Origin of the sequence: Limnohabitans sp. (assembly GCF_034680285.1) — a bacterium.
GTDB lineage: Bacteria > Pseudomonadota > Gammaproteobacteria > Burkholderiales > Burkholderiaceae_C > Limnohabitans_A.
Window position 1 is genome coordinate 77,480 of the sequence record NZ_JAXITC010000007.1, and the last position, 18,121, is coordinate 95,600.

At 58.8% G+C, this 18,121-nt stretch carries 18 protein-coding genes; 3 read left to right on the forward strand and 15 right to left on the reverse strand.

From position 1 onward, the window contains the following. Positions 1–148 precede the first annotated feature (148 nt). From SWE17_RS07660 to SWE17_RS07705, 10 genes are all read right to left on the reverse strand, one after another. Positions 149–1,597, reverse strand: a complete 1,449-nt coding sequence (locus tag SWE17_RS07660; protein WP_416234993.1) for a DegQ family serine endoprotease — start codon at positions 1,595–1,597, stop codon at positions 149–151. A 106-nt stretch (positions 1,598–1,703) separates the two neighbouring features. Continuing rightward, on the reverse strand, positions 1,704–2,198 hold the full coding sequence (locus tag SWE17_RS07665; RefSeq protein WP_322992512.1) for a hypothetical protein: 495 nt from the start codon (positions 2,196–2,198) through the stop codon (positions 1,704–1,706). Between the two features lie 24 nt (positions 2,199–2,222). Further along, positions 2,223–3,467 (reverse strand): beta-ketoacyl-ACP synthase II, encoded by a 1,245-nt coding sequence (gene fabF / locus SWE17_RS07670; RefSeq protein ID WP_322992513.1) that lies wholly within the window; start codon positions 3,465–3,467, stop codon positions 2,223–2,225. Positions 3,468–3,473: 6 nt separating this feature from the next. Beyond that, the gene (gene acpP, locus SWE17_RS07675; protein WP_019427049.1) at positions 3,474–3,710 is read right to left on the reverse strand and encodes an acyl carrier protein; all 237 of its coding nucleotides are present in this window, start codon (positions 3,708–3,710) and stop codon (positions 3,474–3,476) included. A gap of 62 nt (positions 3,711–3,772) precedes the next feature. After that, on the reverse strand, positions 3,773–4,516 hold the full coding sequence (gene fabG, locus SWE17_RS07680; protein ID WP_322992514.1) for a 3-oxoacyl-ACP reductase FabG: 744 nt from the start codon (positions 4,514–4,516) through the stop codon (positions 3,773–3,775). Further along, the gene (gene fabD, locus SWE17_RS07685) at positions 4,513–5,463 is read right to left on the reverse strand and encodes an ACP S-malonyltransferase (protein WP_322992515.1); all 951 of its coding nucleotides are present in this window, start codon (positions 5,461–5,463) and stop codon (positions 4,513–4,515) included. The genes fabG and fabD overlap by 4 nt, the downstream gene beginning before the upstream one ends. A gap of 69 nt (positions 5,464–5,532) precedes the next feature. After that, positions 5,533–6,510 (reverse strand): beta-ketoacyl-ACP synthase III, encoded by a 978-nt coding sequence (locus SWE17_RS07690; protein ID WP_322992516.1) that lies wholly within the window; start codon positions 6,508–6,510, stop codon positions 5,533–5,535. Next, on the reverse strand, positions 6,507–7,571 hold the full coding sequence (plsX, locus tag SWE17_RS07695) for a phosphate acyltransferase PlsX (RefSeq protein ID WP_322992517.1): 1,065 nt from the start codon (positions 7,569–7,571) through the stop codon (positions 6,507–6,509). The genes SWE17_RS07690 and plsX overlap by 4 nt, the downstream gene beginning before the upstream one ends. Before the next feature lie 109 nt (positions 7,572–7,680). Then, positions 7,681–7,863 (reverse strand): 50S ribosomal protein L32, encoded by a 183-nt coding sequence (gene rpmF / locus SWE17_RS07700; protein ID WP_019575026.1) that lies wholly within the window; start codon positions 7,861–7,863, stop codon positions 7,681–7,683. A 137-nt stretch (positions 7,864–8,000) separates the two neighbouring features. After that, positions 8,001–8,549 (reverse strand): YceD family protein, encoded by a 549-nt coding sequence (locus SWE17_RS07705; protein ID WP_322992518.1) that lies wholly within the window; start codon positions 8,547–8,549, stop codon positions 8,001–8,003. A 130-nt stretch (positions 8,550–8,679) separates the two neighbouring features. Between SWE17_RS07705 and SWE17_RS07710 the strand changes: the two genes are divergently transcribed. After that, positions 8,680–9,210, forward strand: coding sequence for a Maf family nucleotide pyrophosphatase (locus SWE17_RS07710; protein WP_416234994.1), 531 nt, complete (start codon positions 8,680–8,682; stop codon positions 9,208–9,210). Next, complete coding sequence (locus SWE17_RS07715) at positions 9,207–9,980, forward strand: SAM-dependent methyltransferase (RefSeq protein WP_322992520.1); 774 nt, start codon at positions 9,207–9,209, stop codon at positions 9,978–9,980. Before SWE17_RS07710 ends, SWE17_RS07715 begins: the two co-directional genes overlap by 4 nt. A gap of 21 nt (positions 9,981–10,001) precedes the next feature. Here SWE17_RS07715 and SWE17_RS07720 read toward each other — a convergent pair whose 3' ends face one another. From SWE17_RS07720 to SWE17_RS07735, 4 genes are read right to left on the reverse strand one after another with little or no spacing between them, the layout of a single operon-like run. Next, a complete protein-coding gene (locus SWE17_RS07720) occupies positions 10,002–10,997 on the reverse strand; it encodes a S49 family peptidase (RefSeq protein WP_322992521.1) in 996 nt (331 codons plus the stop codon). A gap of 2 nt (positions 10,998–10,999) precedes the next feature. Then, a complete protein-coding gene (locus tag SWE17_RS07725) occupies positions 11,000–11,365 on the reverse strand; it encodes a Rieske (2Fe-2S) protein (RefSeq protein ID WP_322992522.1) in 366 nt (121 codons plus the stop codon). A gap of 14 nt (positions 11,366–11,379) precedes the next feature. Next, complete coding sequence (locus SWE17_RS07730; protein ID WP_322992523.1) at positions 11,380–12,048, reverse strand: HAD-IA family hydrolase; 669 nt, start codon at positions 12,046–12,048, stop codon at positions 11,380–11,382. Further along, the gene (locus SWE17_RS07735) at positions 12,020–13,036 is read right to left on the reverse strand and encodes an RluA family pseudouridine synthase (protein ID WP_322992524.1); all 1,017 of its coding nucleotides are present in this window, start codon (positions 13,034–13,036) and stop codon (positions 12,020–12,022) included. The genes SWE17_RS07730 and SWE17_RS07735 overlap by 29 nt, the downstream gene beginning before the upstream one ends. Before the next feature lie 590 nt (positions 13,037–13,626). Between SWE17_RS07735 and SWE17_RS07740 the strand changes: the two genes are divergently transcribed. Continuing rightward, on the forward strand, positions 13,627–16,665 hold the full coding sequence (locus SWE17_RS07740; RefSeq protein ID WP_322992525.1) for an Rne/Rng family ribonuclease: 3,039 nt from the start codon (positions 13,627–13,629) through the stop codon (positions 16,663–16,665). A 152-nt stretch (positions 16,666–16,817) separates the two neighbouring features. On the opposite strand, the gene SWE17_RS07745 is transcribed toward SWE17_RS07740, so the two are convergent. After that, a complete protein-coding gene (locus SWE17_RS07745; RefSeq protein ID WP_322992526.1) occupies positions 16,818–18,116 on the reverse strand; it encodes a heme biosynthesis protein HemY in 1,299 nt (432 codons plus the stop codon). Between the last annotated feature and the right edge of the window lie 5 nt (positions 18,117–18,121).

Below are 18,121 nucleotides of genomic sequence, written 5' to 3' on the forward strand. Positions count from 1 at the left end.
AAATTCAGTATGAGAACTTCCGAAAGTTAGTTGACACAAACTTATAAAAACATTTCCACCTGTCGTCTTTTTTTTGAAAATCTCTGTTTTTGACTGAATTGTCCCCAATGGCCGGCAGGTTAATTGGGACATTTCAAAGTCCAGCACCTCATGGAGCAGGTCGTATCAAGACGTACTGGGCGCCATCCCCGCGCCGAACAAGCACGCTGGCGGGTCGGTTCTTGTCCAAACGAGACATGATGGTTTCGAACGACTTCACAGAAGTCACTTCGGTATTGGCAATGGCCACAATCAAGTCACCTTCACGGATACCCGCTCTGGCTGCAGCATCCACGGCAGCGTCGACACGCACGCCACCCCGAACACGAAACTCTTTCTTTTGAGCATCGCTCAGATCGCTGACGGTCAAACCCCAAGGTTGCACATTGGCGGCGGGCACATTTTTTTCCGGCGTGCTGGCGGCCACTTTCTCCGCCTCGATCTCGGCGACCGTGATGCTCATCTCTTTGACACTGCCTCGACGGAAAACGCTGATGTTGACCTTGCTACCCGGATTGGTGTTGCCCACGGCGCGGGGCAAATCTGCAGGTTTATCGATCGCCTTGCCGTCGAAACGCGTGATGATGTCACCCGCTTCGATGCCCGCTTTTTCTGCGGGTGAGCCCTCTTCCACGCCTCTCACGAGAACACCTTGGGCTTTACCCAAACCAATCGATTCGGCCACCTCTTTGGTCACAGGCGCAATTTGGACACCAATACGGCCGCGGCTCACCCGTCCGCTCGTGCGCAATTGCTCGCTCACGCGCATGGCTTCGTCCATGGGAATGGCAAACGAGATGCCCATGAACCCCCCTGAGCGCGAGTAAATTTGGCTGTTGATGCCCACCACCTCACCGCGCATATTGATCAGCGGACCGCCGGAATTGCCGGGGTTGATGGCCACATCGGTCTGAATGAAAGACAAATAGTCACCCGTATCTCGCTGCTTGGCACTCACGATCCCGGCCGTGACGGTATTTTCCAAGCCAAAGGGCGAACCAATCGCCATGACCCATTCGCCGACGCGCAGACGGTTGACATCCCCCACCTTCACGGCGGGCAAACCCGTGGCCTGAATTTTGACCACGGCCACATCGGTGCGTTTGTCCGCACCCACAATGCGCGCCTTGAATTCGCGCTTGTCTGTGAGGGTCACCATGACCTCGTCAGCGCCGTCCACCACATGGGCGTTGGTCATGATCAGACCATCGGCACTCAATATAAAACCCGATCCGACACCGCGCGGCTGTGCTTCTTCTTGGGGGCGATTTGGGCGAGGGGCTTGCCTGGGTGCATTGGGCATGGGCACGCCAAAGAAACGTCGAAACAACTCCTGCATTTCTTCGTCGGGCGCAGAACCTGCCTGGGCACTGGGACGGACTTTTTCGAGGGTGCGAATATTGACCACTGAAGGGCCTACCTGCTCGACCAAGTCTGTGAAGTCAGGCAAACCGCGCACCGCCGTAGCAGGGGCTTGTGCCACCGCTGTGGCTGGTGCTGCAAAGAACCCACCCACGACCATGGCACTGCTCAGTGCGACCGAGGCCGCCCTATTCATCCAATTGAGCTTCAGCACAAATACCTCCATGTGTTGTCCATAACGATGTCCTCAGCTTGAAACAGATGTGGCCGGACTGACTGGATTCAAGCCTTGCCTCTTTCGGTCAAAGCCCTGCAACGCCAGACGGCTTGTTGGGCATTGGGCGCGAATATACAGCGCATCTAAATCCATGCCATTGAGAGGGCATGGTCTGCTCGCTCACCCACGCACAAAACCACTGGCCTCGGCCTTGCTGCGCCTTGGGGCCAACCTGCAGCAAGAGCAGCATACGGGTACCCCCATCCACGCCCACGGATAAATTGAACCCTTGCTCTTCAGTGCTCCATGCGTCTGTACCCAGTCCGCTTCGCCACAACCAAGTTTCGCCACTCCACAACAATTCCCCCTGGGACAGGATCTGTTGAGGTCCAGCGTGGGCTGTGGCTGCAGCGCACAATACCCAAAAAATCCAAGCACCCCAGACCATGGCGGTTGGAGCTTGGCTTTGCAATTGCCAAGCCATCAACCCCGCTGCAGACAAAAACAGGACACCTGCCAACAACACACGCCCCAAAACAAAACGCCCCACCGGGTAAGCCACAGGTGGGGCGTTGTGCATCAAGGCAACCTGACTTTCAAATCATCAAATGCGTTTGAAAACCAAGGAACCGTTGGTACCCCCAAAACCGAAGTTATTTTTCAGGGCCACATCGATTTTCATGTCGCGCGCCGTATTGGCACAGTAGTCCAAATCACATTCCGGGTCAGGGTTATGCAGGTTGATGGTGGGTGGCACCTTTTGGTGGTGCAAGGCCAACACGGTGAACACGCTTTCAATGCCGCCCGCCCCACCCAAAAGGTGACCGGTCATGGACTTGGTGGAACTGACCACGGTTTTGTAAGCGTGGTCACCCAAAGCCGCCTTGATGGCATTGGTTTCGTTGATGTCTCCCAACGGCGTGGAGGTGCCGTGGGCGTTCAGGTAGTCGATCTGGTCGGCATTGACGCCGGCGTTGCGCATGGCATTGATCATGGCGCGGCGTGGGCCGTCCATGCTCGGCGCGGTCATGTGACCCGCGTCTGCACTCATGCCATAACCACCCAATTCGGCGTAAATCTTGGCACCGCGGGCTTTGGCGTGCTCGTACTCTTCGAGCACCATCACGCCCGCACCTTCACCCAGCACAAAACCATCACGGTCTTTGTCCCAAGGACGGGAAGCGGCAGTCGGGTCATCGTTGCGTGTTGACAATGCGCGCATGGCCGCAAAGCCACCGACACCCAGTGGTGACACGCAAGCTTCAGAACCGCCTGCGATCATGACATCGGCGTCGCCGTATTCGATCAAACGACCAGCTTCGCCAATGCTGTGCAAACCAGTGGTGCAAGCGGTCACAACGGCCAAGTTAGGGCCTTTGAAACCACTGCGCATCGACACATGCCCTGAGATCATGTTGATGATCGAGGCAGGCACAAAAAATGGGGAAATGCGCCGCGCGCCGCGCGCCGTGTACTCGCTGTGGGTTTCTTCGATCAGAGGCAAGCCACCAATGCCTGAACCAATCACCACACCGATACGGCAAGCTTCATCTTCGCTCAGCGCGTCCCCGGTTGGCAAACCAGCGTCTTGAATGGCTTGCGCTGCAGCAGCAATGCCAAAGTGAATGAACCGGTCCATGGTCCTGGCTTCTTTCGAAGACATGTAGGACTCGAGATCAAAGTTTTTGACTTCACCCGCAAACCGGCAAGCTACGGCAGCAGCGTCAAAACGAGTGATCAGACCAATGCCGGATTGACCGGCGATCAGGTTGGACCATGCATCCGCCACCGTGTTGCCCACGGGGCTGATGCATCCCAAACCCGTGACAACAACGCGGCGCCGGGTCATCGTCGATCAGGCCTTCTTGCTTTGGGCGTAGTCGATCGCAGCTTGCACCGTGGTGATTTTTTCTGCGTCTTCGTCAGGAATCTCGATGCCAAACTCGTCTTCGAGTGCCATCACCAATTCCACCGTGTCCAGGGAGTCGGCACCCAGATCAGCCACGAAGGCTTTTTCGTTGGTGACTTGTGACTCTTCAACGCCGAGTTGTTCAGCAATGATTTTTTTGACACGTGCTTCGATATCGCTCATGGGGTCCCTCTGAGGGTTGTGAAAAATGAAGATTTTACCTGTCCGGAAGGGGTTTCCGAAAATCAGGCCATGAACATGCCGCCATTGACATGCAATTCTTGTCCGGTGACATAGCCCGCGTGCGTTCCAGCCAGGTAGGCTACTGCGTGGGCGATGTCATCGGGTTTGCCCAAATGGCCCAGAGGAATCTGGCCCAACAAGGCTTTTTGTTGCTCTTCGGGCAGGCTGGCGGTCATGTCGGTTTCGATGAAACCGGGAGCCACACAGTTGACCGTGATGCCACGGCTGCCCAGTTCGCGGGCCAGCGCACGGGTCATGCCCGCCACACCCGCCTTGGCGGCGGCGTAGTTGGCCTGCCCGGGGTTGCCGGAAGCGCCCACCACGCTGGTGATGCTGATGATGCGGCCATAGCGCTGCTTCATCATGGGGCGCATGACGGCTCGGCTCATGCGGAACACGGCCTTGAGGTTGGTGTCGAGCACCGCGTCCCAATCGTCGTCTTTCATGCGCATGGCCAAGGTGTCGCGGGTGATGCCCGCGTTGTTGACCAGCACCTGCAGGCCACCGTGCTCTTTGACGATGGCGTCGATCAAAGCCGTGCCAGCGTCAGCATCGTTCACGTTCAGGTTGGCACCACGGCTGCCCGGGTAGGCTGAGAGGGCCTGGCTGATCTTGGCCGCACCATCGTCGCTGGTGGCGGTGCCAATGACCACAAAACCTTGTTGAGCCAAATGCAGGGCAATCGATGCGCCAATGCCACGGGACGCCCCTGTGACCAGGGCAACTTGTTTTTGTGCTTCGCTCACGAGAGGAGTCCTTTCACTTCAGCCAGGGTGGCGGGGTCGTACAGCGCCACGCCGTTCAATTCAGCGTCGATGCGCTTGGTCATGCCCGCCAGCACCTTGCCGGGGCCGCATTCGACCAGTGTGGTCACGCCACGGGCCTTGATGGCCTGCACGCACTCTACCCAGCGAACCGGGCCAAAAGCCTGACGGTAGAGCGCGTCACGGATGCGATCCGCATCGTTTTCGATGGCGACATCGATGTTGTTGAGGACAGGAATCTGGGGCACACCCAAAGGCAATGTGGCCAGCTTCTCGCGCAGCTTTTCTGCGGCGGGCTTCATCAAGCTTGAATGGAACGGGGCCGACACAGGCAATAGCAGCGCGCGCTTGGCACCCAGGCCCTTGAGCACTTCACAAGCTTTGTCCACCGCCGCTTTGCTGCCTGCGATCACGGTCTGCGCCGCATCGTTGAAATTGACGGCTTCCACCACTTCTGGGCTGCCCGCAGGAAATGTGGCCTGCGCTTCTTGGCAACCTGCAATGACTTTGTCCGAAGCTAAACCGAGAATGGCCGCCATGGCGCCAACGCCTACGGGCACGGCCTCTTGCATGGCTGCAGCACGCAGGCGCACCAGCGGTGCGGCTTGCGTGAGCGTCAGCACGCCCGAAGCCACCAAGGCGCTGTATTCACCCAGCGAATGACCGGCCACCACGGACGGCTTGTCGCCGCCTTCGGCCAACCAAGCGCGGTAAGCCGCCACAGCAGACACCAGCATCACGGGCTGGGTGTTGGTGGTCATGGCCAGCGCCTCTTTGGGGCCCTCGTGGATCAGTTGGGCCACGTCTTCACCCAGAGCATCTGAGGCTTCTTTCAGGGTTTCGAGCACCACAGGGTGGTCGCCCCAAGCATCCAGCATGCCCACCGATTGGGAGCCTTGGCCGGGAAAAACAAAAGCAAATGAGGTCATGTGCAAATTCTGTATCTGGGAAGAATCCGAGGGAGCGATGCCGCGCATCGCTGACCCGGGCCTGTCAAATCAATAGCGAAGGAGTACGGAACCCCAGGTGAAGCCGCCCCCTACACCCTCGAGCATAAGGGTTTGGCCCCGCTGGATGCGCCCGTCGCGCACGGCCGTGTCCAGCGCCAGCGGGATCGAGGCGGCCGAGGTGTTGCCATGCTGGTCCACCGTCACCACCACTTTGTCAGAAGACATCTTCAACTTCCGGGCCGTGCTTTGCATGATGCGGATGTTGGCTTGATGCGGGATCAACCAGTCGATGTCGGCATCGGTCAAGTTGGCCTTGGCCAAGCTGGCCCGCGCGGTTTCTTCGAGCACCCCCACAGCCAGTTTGAAAACAGCCTGACCATCCATCTTGAGCACCGGGTCACCCAAAATAGCGCCCCGGTTGACGTGACCGGGCACACACAGGATGTCCTTGTATTTGCCGTCGGCGTGCAAGTCGGTGGCCAAAATGCCAGGTTGATCCGAAGCCTCCAAAATGACCGCGCCTGCGCCGTCCCCAAACAGCACACAGGTCGTGCGGTCCTTGAAGTCGAGGATGCGGCTGAACACTTCCGAGCCGATCACCAAAGCACGCTTGGCCGATCCGGACTGGATCATCGAATCGGCGATCGTCATCGCATAAATGAAACCACTGCACACGGCCTGTACATCAAAGGCCGGGCAACCGGCTGCGCCCAGTTTGTGCTGAACCATGGTCGCCACCGAAGGGAACACCATGTCGGGGGTGGATGTGGCCACAATGATCAGATCGAGATCGTCGGCCGAGATGCCAGCAGCTGAAAGTGCTTGGCGAGCGGCTTCGGTCGCCAAATCGCTGCTGCCCTGTTCGTCGGCTGCAAAGTGGCGAGCGCGAATGCCGGTGCGCTCAACGATCCAGTCGTCCGAAGTTTCAACGCCCTGTAGCGCCAGTTCGGCCGCCAGGTCGGCATTGGTCAGGCGTTTCTCAGGCAGGTAACTGCCTGTGCCCAAAATGCGGGAATAAATTCTCATAAAGATGGACTGGTAGGTTCCGCCCGATCAGCCTGTACACCCATCAACAATGGCGCAGCACGGGCGAGGCGTTCGCGAACACGTTCCAGCAATTGGTTTTTAGACGCATCATAAGCCCGGTTCAAGGCGGTCTCAAAAGCCACCTCATCGGCCGAACCATGGCTCTTGAACACCAAGCCACGCAAACCCAGCAAAGCCGCACCGTTGTAACGGCGATGGTCTACGCGATTTTTAAAAGCAGTTAACACCGGATAGGCCAAAATCGCGACAATTTTCGTGAAGATATTGCGTGAAAACTCATTTTTCAGGAAGCCGCTGATCATGGTGGCCAAGCCTTCACTGGCCTTGAGCGCCACATTGCCCACAAAACCATCACAGACCACGATGTCGACCGTACCCTTGAAAATATCGTTGCCTTCTACATTGCCGTGAAAGTTCAAATCACCAGAATTAGCCGCAGATCGCAATAATTCACCCGCTTTTTTGATGATTTCGTTGCCCTTGATCGCTTCTTCACCGATGTTCAGCAAACCTACCGTGGGCTGCTCCTTGTTTTGCAAGACAGACACCAACGCTGAACCCATCACCGCAAATTGAAGCAAATGCTCGGGCGAGCAGTCGACATTGGCACCCAAATCCAGCATCGTGGTGCCGCCACCCTTGAAATTGGGCATTTGGCCAGCAATGGCAGGACGGTCAATGCCTTCCATGGTCTTGAGAACATAACGGGCAATCGCCATCAAGGCACCCGTGTTACCAGCCGACACCGCCGCAGACGCTTTGCCATCTCGCACTTGCTCAATGGCCAAGCGCATGGAAGAGTCTTTCTTTTTCCGCAAAGCCACTTCCAGCGGATCGTCCATTTCAACCACTTCGCTGGCAGCCACCACCTCTACACGAGGGTCGGCGAAGGACGACAAAGCCTCAGCACGCCCCACCAAAAGCAGACGGGCATCTGGGTGTTTGGCCAAAAAGTGTCGGCAAGCTGCCAGCGTGACGCGGGGACCGTGGTCGCCGCCCATGCAATCGACTGCCAGGGTGATCGGGTTGGGCGAGGTCATGCAATCCTAAAGCTCTAAACCGTGAATGAATTCAAAGCCAAAAAAACAAAAGCCCGATGCTACTTGCAAAAGTAGCGCCGGGCCTCTTGAGGCTTGGGGCTGACGCCGATCAGGCTTCGGATTTGTTTTTCAACACTTGGCGGCCACGGTAAAAGCCGTTGGGGCTGATGTGGTGACGCAGATGGATTTCGCCTGTTGTAGGCTCCACAGCGATGCCCGGCACGTTCAGGGCATTGTGCGAACGGTGCATACCGCGCTTGGAAGGCGACTTTTTGTTTTGCTGAACAGCCATGGTGGCTCCTTGGAAGCTTGGAGGCCGCGCCAATGAAACGCAGCGTCTGGTTGATGATGATGTCACTCAGTTTGTCTGAGCGAAGCCGCTGATTATAGCCTAAGACCAAGCCCATGGAAAGTGGCTGGGGTTTGAACTCACTTGTTTGCGCCAGTTTTGAGGCTCGCCAAGACCCCAAATGGGTTGGGACGCTCAGCTGCCACTTCAAACTCAGGGTCCACAGCGGACATGGGGACGTTTTCAGGGCAAACCTCGTGCAAAGGCACCAGTGGCAAAGACATGATCAATTCATCCTCGACCAGTGCCAAGGCATCAAAGTCGCGGCTGATGACCAAGATATCTTCTTCGGCCTCATCGTCCAGTGCAGCGGCAGTGGCCTCGTCGGCCACAAATCGAAATGAGCGCTCTGCCTCGACCGTCTCCAGTACAGGGGTCAGGCAACGCTGGCACTGCATGGGAAGTTGCACCGAGGCACGCAAATCCAACCAAATTTGGTCAGCACCGCCCGATTGAGAAACCGTTCGACCGTCCAATTGCCAATTCACGGAGCCAGGAGCCAGGGTGTCGCCATGCTGCTCAGAGGCCAAACGGGGCCAATCGGCCATGACGCCCTCGCCTTGCAGATGGCAGGCATCACGGGCGAAAGCCAGCACATCCAAATGTTGGGGGTCTATTTTTTTTTCCATGCCCGCAGTGTAAGAGAATCACCCATCTGAATTGACTGGGAATTGCACTTTGACACCGACAGCAGATGCCTCGACCGCTCCGCCACGCTCCGTGGTGCTGGGCTCAACCTCGCGCTACCGCCGGGAATTGATGGAACGCCTTCGTGTGCCCTTCACAGTTGCGGCACCGCATGTGGACGAAACCCCCTTGCCCGGAGAAGCCCCGAAAACGCTGGCACTGCGGCTGGCTTTGGCCAAGGCCCAAGCAGTAGCTGCCCTCCACCCCGAAGCGGTGGTCATTGGCTCGGACCAAGTGGCCGATTTGGCAGGCCAAGCGCTGGGCAAACCCGGCGAGCACGAACGCGCCGTCGCCCAACTGCGCCAAATGCGCGGCCAGACGGTGATTTTCCAGACCGCACTGGCCGTGGTCTGTTTGGCCACGGGCTTTGAACAAGTGGACTTGGCCGAGGTGCGTGTGGTCTTCCGCGATTTGAGCGACGACGAGATCGAGGCGTATTTGCAGGCCGAAAAGCCCTACGACTGCGCAGGCAGTGCCAAAAGCGAAGGCCTAGGCATCGCTCTCCTCGAATCCATCGACAACGACGATCCAACCGCCCTGATTGGGCTGCCGCTGATCCGCACCGCCCGCATGCTGCGACTAGCTGGAGTGAAATTGCTGTGAACACCTCCAAGCCACTCAAAGGCCGTCTGTTTTTGGTGCCCACGCCACTGGACTTTGGCTGCACCGAACAAGCACCCATCAGCGACGTGCTGCCCACCCACACCTTGGCCACAGCGGCAAATATCCAACACTGGGTCTGCGAAAACGCCAAAAGCACCCGTGCATTCTTAAAGCGGGTGGGAGAAACCCATCCTTTGATCGCGCCTTTGGCCGAACAAACCATCACCGAACTGCCTCGCCATGTGCACAAAAAAGGCGACCACCAATCGGGTTTTGATGGCAAGCCTTTGTTGGCTGCGGCGCTGCAAGGACAGGATGTAGGCTTGGTCAGTGAAGCCGGCATGCCCGCTGTTGCCGACCCCGGCAGCTCGGTGGTGCGTGCCGCGCACGATCTGGGCATCACCGTGGTCCCGCTGGTCGGCCCGGTTTCGTTGTTGTTGGCTTTGGCTGCCAGCGGCCTGAACGGCCAAAATTTTGCCTTTGTGGGTTACCTGCCGCAAGATGCCGCTGAGCGAGCGGCCCGGCTAAAACAACTGGAATCTCTGGCACTCAAAACCGGCCAGACCCAGTTGTGGATCGAAACCCCCTACCGCAATGCGGCCATGCTCAGCGGCTTGCTGCAAAGCCTGAACGCCAACACGCGCCTGGCCATCGCCAGCGGCTTGACCTTGCCGTCAGTCAGCATCCAAAGCCACAGCGTGGCGCAATGGAAAAAGGGCCTCAAAGGCCCTGATGGTCACACGCCCGCGGTTTACGCCATCGGGCCTTAAAGTCCCGAAGGGCCTAGCGTCTCAGCGCAAGCCCGTACTGCTGCGCAAGGCGCGGACCGAGCCCTCACCGACCGCAGCGCCAAAGCGTTTGACCAAGCGCTCGGCCACGTTTTCACGCTGCGTGTAATCGATCACATCGGGCGCTTTGACCACTTCACGGGCCACGCCGTCCAGGCTGCCCAAGCTGTCGGCCAGCCCCAAGTCAACCGCCTGCTGCCCACTCCAAAACAGGCCACTGAACATCTCAGGGGTTTCTTTCAGGCGATCGCCGCGGCCTTTTTTCACCACTTCAATGAACTGCGTGTGAATTTGGTCCAGCATCGCCTGGGCGTGCTTGCGCTGCGGTTCGGTTTGTGGGCTGAACGGGTCCAGAAAACCCTTGTTGGCACCCGCCGTCATCAAGCGACGCTCCACACCCAACTTGTTCATCAACTCGGTGAAGCCAAAACCATCCATCAAAACGCCGATGCTGCCCACAATGCTGGCTTTGTCCACATAAATTTGGTCTGCCGCAGCGGCGATGTAGTAAGCAGCCGAAGCGCATGACTCTTCGACCACCGCGTAAATCGGTTTGTTGTGCAAAGCCCGTAGACGGACAATCTCATCGTTGATGAGGCCCGCCTGCACAGGGCTACCGCCCGGGGAGTTGATCAGCAAAACCAAGGCTTGCGATCCCGAATCCTCTAAGGCCAAACGCATCGACGACATGACGTTTTCCGCGCTGGCCTCGGTCTCTGACCCAATCTCACCCACGATGGAGACCATGGCCGTGTGAGGCAAGCTGGGGTTGCTGCTCGGCGAGCCATAACTGAACAAATGCCAAAACACCACCACCAAAAGAACCAACCACGCCATGCGAAGGCCCACCTTCCAACGGCGGGCGGTTTTTTGTTCGTTCAAATTGGCAAAAGCCAATCGCTCCAGTGTCTGACGCGACCAAGCACTGTCGACAGGCGCGGTGTCTTTCAGGGGGTCACTGGAGGCCGAGGCGGACGCGTGGTCCTGGGGGTCTTGCATGGTCAAAATTCAAGCGGTTTTAAGTTGTAGGCAGTATGCCAGTGAACCACACCGTCCTGCTCTGAAAGGTCTATTTTGACCAGCCCTCCACGGCAAGGCCCACCCGAGCAAGCACCGGTATCGGGCTGGTAAGTAGCGCCGTGCGTGGCACACATCAACCATCGGCCCGTGTCATCAAAAAAACGGTCGGGCTGGTAATCCATCTCCATGGCCACATGGGTGCAGCGGTTCAGATAGGCATGCACCTGACCTTGGAAGCGAATGGCAAAAGCCCGGCAGGTCTGACCGGCATACACGATGTCAAAAGGGACTGCGCGACCACCGTTGACCAAGTCAGCGCTGTTGCACAGAGGGACCGTGGCTTCCATGAACACTCCTGGGGTCAAGCGTTTTGCAACAACCAGTCGTGCAAATCCTGCACGCTGTGCGCCACATGGCGAGGTTTCAACACATGGAAGGCTTCAGGCTCATGCGCACCATAGCTCACCCCCACGCTGGCGCAACCCGCGTTCAGGGCCATTTGCAGGTCGTGCGTGGTGTCGCCAATCATCAACGTGCGCTCGGGCTCGGCACCAAACTCGCGCATCAATTCATGAAGCATCAGGGGGTTGGGCTTGCCTGCAGTTTCATCGGCTGTGCGCGAGCCATCGAACACGCCGCGCAGCTCCACCGCATGCAAAGCCTCGTTCAGGCCTTGGCGGCTTTTGCCAGTGGCCACCGTGAGCCAGTGGTGCCGGGCTTTGAGGGCGTCGAGCAATGGCAACACCCCCTCAAACAGGCTGATGTCGTTTTGGTGCTGGATGTAATGGTGACGGTAGCGTTCACCCAAAGCGGGGTACTTGTCTTTCGGAACATCCGGCGCAGCATGGGCCAGCGCTGGCATCAGCGCCATGCCGATCACATAAGAGGCGGCTTCACGTGTAGGCTCCTGACCACCCACATCCACCACCGCACGTTGGATGCAGCGGGTGATGATGGCCGTGGAATCGAACAAGGTGCCATCCCAGTCGAAAGCGATCAGGTCAAACTGGCGGGGTCTTGAGTTGGGCATGGTCGACATACGCTTTCAATTCAGGGGGTAAATCGGCTTGAAGGGCCACGCGCTCGGCGGACACCGGGTGGTTGAATTGCAAGCGCCAGGCGTGCAAAAACATGCGTTTGAGGCCAGGGCCCGCGCTGGGTTTGAGCAACTGGCGGTTCCAGTCAAAGTCCCCATATTTGTCATCTCCCGCGATCGGGTGCCCTTGGGCAGACAAATGCACCCGAATTTGATGGGTGCGCCCAGTTTTGATAGTGACCTCTAATAAAGAAGCACCCGGCAGCCGCTGCGCCACTTTCACCAAGGTGATGGAACGCATGCCATCCGGGTCATCTGCCGTGGTCACGCGCACGCGGCGCTCACCCTCTTGCCCGTCTTTTCCGGGCAAAAGGTATTTGTGCAATGGCTGGTCAATCACCTTGAGCTTGGCTGGCCAATCGCCTTTGACCAGGGCCAGATAGGTTTTGCCAGTCTCGCGCTCTCGAAACTGGTCTTGCAGGTGCTTGAGTGCGCTGCGTTTTTTGGCCACCAACAAAATCCCACTGGTGTCGCGGTCCAGTCGGTGCACCAATTCCAGCAATTTGGCTTGCGGGCGAGCCTGTCGCAACTGCTCGATCACGCCAAAGCTCACCCCGGAGCCGCCATGCACCGCCACCCCGGAAGGTTTGTCGATCGCCATCAGGCTGTCGTCTTCCATCAGAAGGGGAAATTCTCGGCTAGGCGCGGGGTTAGCGGCCTTTTCTGCCACTTTGTCAGACATGCGCACGGGGGGAACACGCACTTGGTCACCGGTTTGAACCCGTGTTTCGGCGGCGGCGCGTCCTTTGTTGATGCGCACTTCACCGCTGCGGATGATGCGATAGACATGCGTTTTGGGTACGCCCTTCAAATGACGCATCAAAAAGTTGTCCAAACGCTGTCCAGCCGACTCTTCGTCCACTTCCAAGCTTTTGACGGCAGGTGCAGCGCTGCCTGACTTGGCCCCTATAATGTGATTCACTGGCTATTGGCTGTAAGTGGTTGATTCAAATGGAAATGAATTCCTGAGAGCAGGAGTTTAGTCCACCACCACCTCGCCAATCCAGATGGTCGATGCCACCCTCGGCAGGATTTGCAGACTGAAGGCCCTTGCCGACAGTGGCCGATCGCCCCGGAGGTTGGGCCGACGCCCAGAAACCCAGATACGGAATACCCCAAGTTCAGCAGCCCGGAGGGCTGTTGAACGGATCAAAGCGAGATGGTTGTGTTGTTCGGAACTTTGCTGATGTGCTTGGAGTGGCTTACAAAGCCGCTCAACACCGTCACGCCTGGTGCCAAACAGTTTGTCTTGGACACCGGGGGAAGCCCCCGGCAGTGGACAAATCTTTGCATGCCTTTTGACTCGCCCCATCCACGCGCCACGATCCCCATTCCTGTGCTCACGCGCAGCTGAATGGCGGTCAACTTCGGCAGTTCCCTTCGTTTCAGGCGTCAGCTCCGGCAACGGAGGCTTTGAGATTTCCAAGAATCCAAAGCCAGTTGTGTAAACAGGTTCCAGACCGCAGACATCTTTCTGCACTGGGGCCAAGCTGATATGAAAAGGAACGCATCATGAAACGGATGCTGATCAACGCCACGCAAGCTGAAGAGCGCCGCCTGGCCATCGTCGACGGACAAAAACTCCTCGACTACGAAATCGAAATCGAAGGCCGCGAACAGCGCAAAGGCAATATCTACCAAGCGGTGGTGACCCGCGTCGAGCCCTCGCTCGAAGCCTGCTTTGTGGATTACGGCGAAGACCGCCACGGCTTTTTGCCCTTCAAAGAAATCTCTCGCCAATACTTTGCGGAAGGCGTGTCCGTCAGCCAAGCCCGCATTCAAGACGTCATCAAAGAAGGCCAGTCCCTCTTGGTGCAGGTCGAAAAAGAAGAGCGCGGCAACAAGGGCGCAGCCCTGACCACTTTTGTCAGCCTGGCTGGCCGCTATGTCGTGCTCATGCCCAACAACCCCCGTGGCGGTGGCGTCAGCCGCCGCATTGAGGGCGACGACCGCGCCGAGCTCAAAGAAGCCATGGATCAGCTCGAATACCCCAAGGGCATGTCGATCATCGCCCGCACCGCAGGCATTGGTCGCTCCGCGCCCGAGCTGCAGTGGGACCTGAACTACCTGCTCAAGCTCTGGACCGCCATTGATGGTGCCTCCAAAGGCGGCAAGGGTGCTTTCTTGATCTACCAAGAATCGTCGCTGGTCATCCGCGCGATTCGTGACTACTTCAACAACGACATCGGCGACATCCTGATCGACACCGACGACATCTACGACCAGGCTCAGCAGTTCATGAGCCACGTGATGCCCGAGTTCGCCCCACGCGTGAAGCGCTACCGCGATGACGCGCCGCTTTTCAGCCGCTTCCAGATCGAGCACCAAATCGAGTCGGCCTATGCCCGCACGGTGCAACTGCCTTCGGGCGGTGCCATCGTGATCGACCACACCGAAGCTTTGGTGTCGGTGGACGTGAACTCGGCCCGCGCCATCAAAGGCGGCGACATCGAAGAAACCGCGACCCGCACCAACCTCGAAGCCGCTGACGAAGTGGCCCGCCAGATGCGCCTGCGCGATCTGGGTGGTCTGATCGTGATCGACTTCATTGACATGGAAGAGTCGAAGAACCGCCGCGAAGTGGAAAACCGCCTGCGCGACGCGCTGCGCCAAGACCGCGCCCGTGTGCAGTTCGGCACCATCAGCAAGTTCGGCCTCATGGAAATGAGCCGTCAACGCCTGAAGCCCGCCTTGTCCGAAGGCGCGTCCATCCCCTGCCCACGTTGCGGCGGCGCTGGCCACATCCGTGACACCGAAAGCTCGGCACTGCAAATCCTGCGCATCATCCAAGAAGAGTCCATGAAGGACAACAGCGCCGCCGTGCACGCCCAAGTGCCCGTCGAAGTTGCGTCTTTCCTGCTCAACGAAAAGCGCTCCGAGATCGCCAAGATCGAGCTGCAGCAACGCATCAACGTGCTGCTGGTGCCCAACAAATCGCTGGAAACCCCGCATTACAAACTCGAGCGCTTAAAGCACGACGACCCGCGCCTGGACCGCATCGAAGCCAGCTACAAGATGGCCGAAGAGATCGAAGACGCGACCACCGTGACGCGCCGTTCGCAAGAGCCCACCAACAAGCAAACGCCGGTCATCAAGGGTGTCTTGCCCGATGCACCTGCGCCGATTGCACCCGTCAAGGCCGAAGCCCCGGCGACCAGCGCCAAGCCTGCGCGCAAGAGCGCAGCTTCAGCACCCAAAGCCGCCGAGGTCGCTCCAGCAGCGACCGGTGGTTTCTTCGGTTGGCTGAAGAACCTGTTTGGTGGCAGCACCCCTGAAGCAGCACCAGCTGCTGTGGGCAAACAAGACGAAAAAACCCGCGAAGGTCGCAGCGGCGAGCGCCGTGAGGGCCGTGACGGCGAGCGCCGTGAAGGCGGTCGCGATGGCCGCCGCGGTGGCCGCAGAGGCGAACGCAGCGAAAGTGCCAACGGCGAAATCCGTGCACCTCGCGAAGGTGGTCGCCGTGGTGAAGGCCGCAGCGAAGGACGCGCAGAAGGCCGCAGCGAATTGCGCGAAGGCGAAGTCCGCCCTGCACGTGGTGAGCGTGCTGAGCGCGGCGAACGCACAGAGCGCCCTGCTGGCGAACGTGCGCCCCGCGAAGGTCGCCGCGATGGCCGCGGTGAGGGTCGCAACGACAGCAGAAACGAAGGCCGCAGCGATGCTGTGCCAGAGTTGAACGCCGAAGGCACCGAAGTCCGAAATGAACGTGCGCCACGCGGTGAAGGCCGCCGTGAACGCGGCGAGCGCAGCAGCGAAGGCCGCCGTGAGCGTGGTGATCGCAACGAGCGCGGTGGTGACCGTGGTGGCGACAGCCGCCAAGGTGATGCCGCACCCAGCGATGTCAACACCTCGGCAACCGAAGTGATCGCAGCTGAAGGCCAAGAAAACCCATCGACAGCGGAAACTTCGGGCACGGAAAACACGGGCGAGCGCCGTGAGCGCCGCTCGCGTGACCGTTACGGCCGTGACCGCCGTGAACGTGGCAGCGACAACCGTGCAGAAAGCTCTGGCGAGGAAAGCCAAAGCGATGTGAACGCTAATACAACGGCTTCTGCTGCAGCGCCCCAGAGTGAAGACCGCCCTGCACCACGTTCGTACTTTGAACGTGCCCAGCAAGCGGCTGCACAAACGGCCGACGTTCGCGCTGAATCACCTGCGGCCGAAACAGCCCATGAGTCTGCGTCAGTCCAAGTGACAGCAGCGCCTGTGGCAGCTGAAACTGCGGCACCTGTCGCAGCCCAAGCCCCTGTGGTGATTGCCGAAAAACCAGTGGCAACTCCCGCTGCGTCGGTGGCGGCATCGCCTGCCGCCATGCCGGCTGCCGCGCAATACATCTTGCAAATCGATCAACTCCAGCAAGTGGCACAAGGCTCTGGCTTGGTTTGGGTCAATTCAGATGCCGCCAAAGTGGCTGCGGTTCAGGCTGCCATTGCCGCCGAACCACAGCCCGTGCGCGTGCCCCGCGAGCGTCCTCCAGCCGTGGTGGTGAACGAGGGTCCCTTGGTTTTGGTGGAAACACGCAAAGACCTGAAAGACATGAACTTGCCGTTCTGACCTGAAGTGCCAGCAGGCACAAAAAAACCGGGCCAATGGCCCGGTTTTTTTTCGCCTGCTGGATTCAAGGAATCGACAAGGGCGAATCCCCAAGGCATGCCTTTCGCACCGACCGAAGCTTCACCTGTTCGTGCAGCTCAGGGCAGTAAAAATCAAGACTGGGTGAGTTGTGCGGCCTGCTTCCAGGCGGCTGTGGCTGCGGGCAGATCTTGTCGCTGTTCGGCCAATTCGGCCAAAGCGCACCAGGCTTGACGCTTCAAAACCGGGGCTTGCAAGCCTTTGACAGATTGGGACAACAGACCTTGGGCTTTGCCCCACAACTGGTGGCGCAGACACAACATGCCTGCCAAGTATTGCCACAAGGGGTCTTGCGGCCGCGCCAATTGAGCAGCCTCTACGCGGGCCAGCCAAGCCCTGGCATCGCTGGCTTGGGCATCGGTCAAGGTGGCCTCCAAGGCTTGGACCATTCGGGCCAATTGGTCAGGCGTCCACGGGTTGGATTTTTGAGATTGCAAAGGCTCCCAAACAGCTTGAAGCCATGGTCTGGCTACCGCGCCGGCACCACCCAAAGTCATAAAACGCAAAGCGGCTTCTGCAGCCAAATCGGGCATGCTGCGCTGCGCTGGGCTCAACTTGAGCCATAGCCGCTGAACCGCATCGGCATCGTGTGTATGAGACAACCAGGTCAAGATCAGGCTGCGTACCAAACTGTCAGCGGCAGCAGGAGTGAAGGCGCGGTGTTTGGCCAACAAGACTGCCGTGTCCAAAGCCTTCGCTGGCTGGCCAGCCAAGCGTGCGGCCTTGAGTTGTAGGCGCATGGCCACCATGCGTCGGGCCGTGGCCGAAGGCAATGCCTGCAACAGGGCGAGACTCGCAGGTGCATCGCGGTCGTCCAGCAACCAACGGGCACCACGCAGCTGAATGCCCTCACTCAAGGTCCGCGATTCGGACGAAGGCGCGGCCTTGGCCGCTTCCAAAGCAGCGTCCCAATGGATTTGTCGCACATCTCTGTCTTGCAAAGCATGGGCCGATTCGGCTGCCATGACGTGGGCCAAAGTGCGCAAAACCACCGCATGGTCCAAGTCCAGCCCTGCCTCTGTCAACAAAGCCTCTTTTTCAAGGGCCGATTGAGCCGACTTACGGGCACGCAAAAAGCGTCCTGCCATGAACTGGCTGATCGACTCGAGCAGGGCCGCGTGGGCAGCACGTTCTTTTTGCTGCAAACGCCACCGCTGGGCTTGTTGGGGCAAGGACAACAAAGCCGACAAGGCTTGCTGTGCCAAAACGACCACCAACACCACCAAGCCCAGCACCAGCAAGACCAAGTTCAGCGACAGATCGATCCGGTAAGGGGAGAGAAACAGCGTCACGGTGCCTTGGTTGTTGCCTGCCAACCAAGCCGCAGCCGCCGCCAAAGCAAACAAACTGATGAGCCAAAGCGCTGCTCGCATAGGGG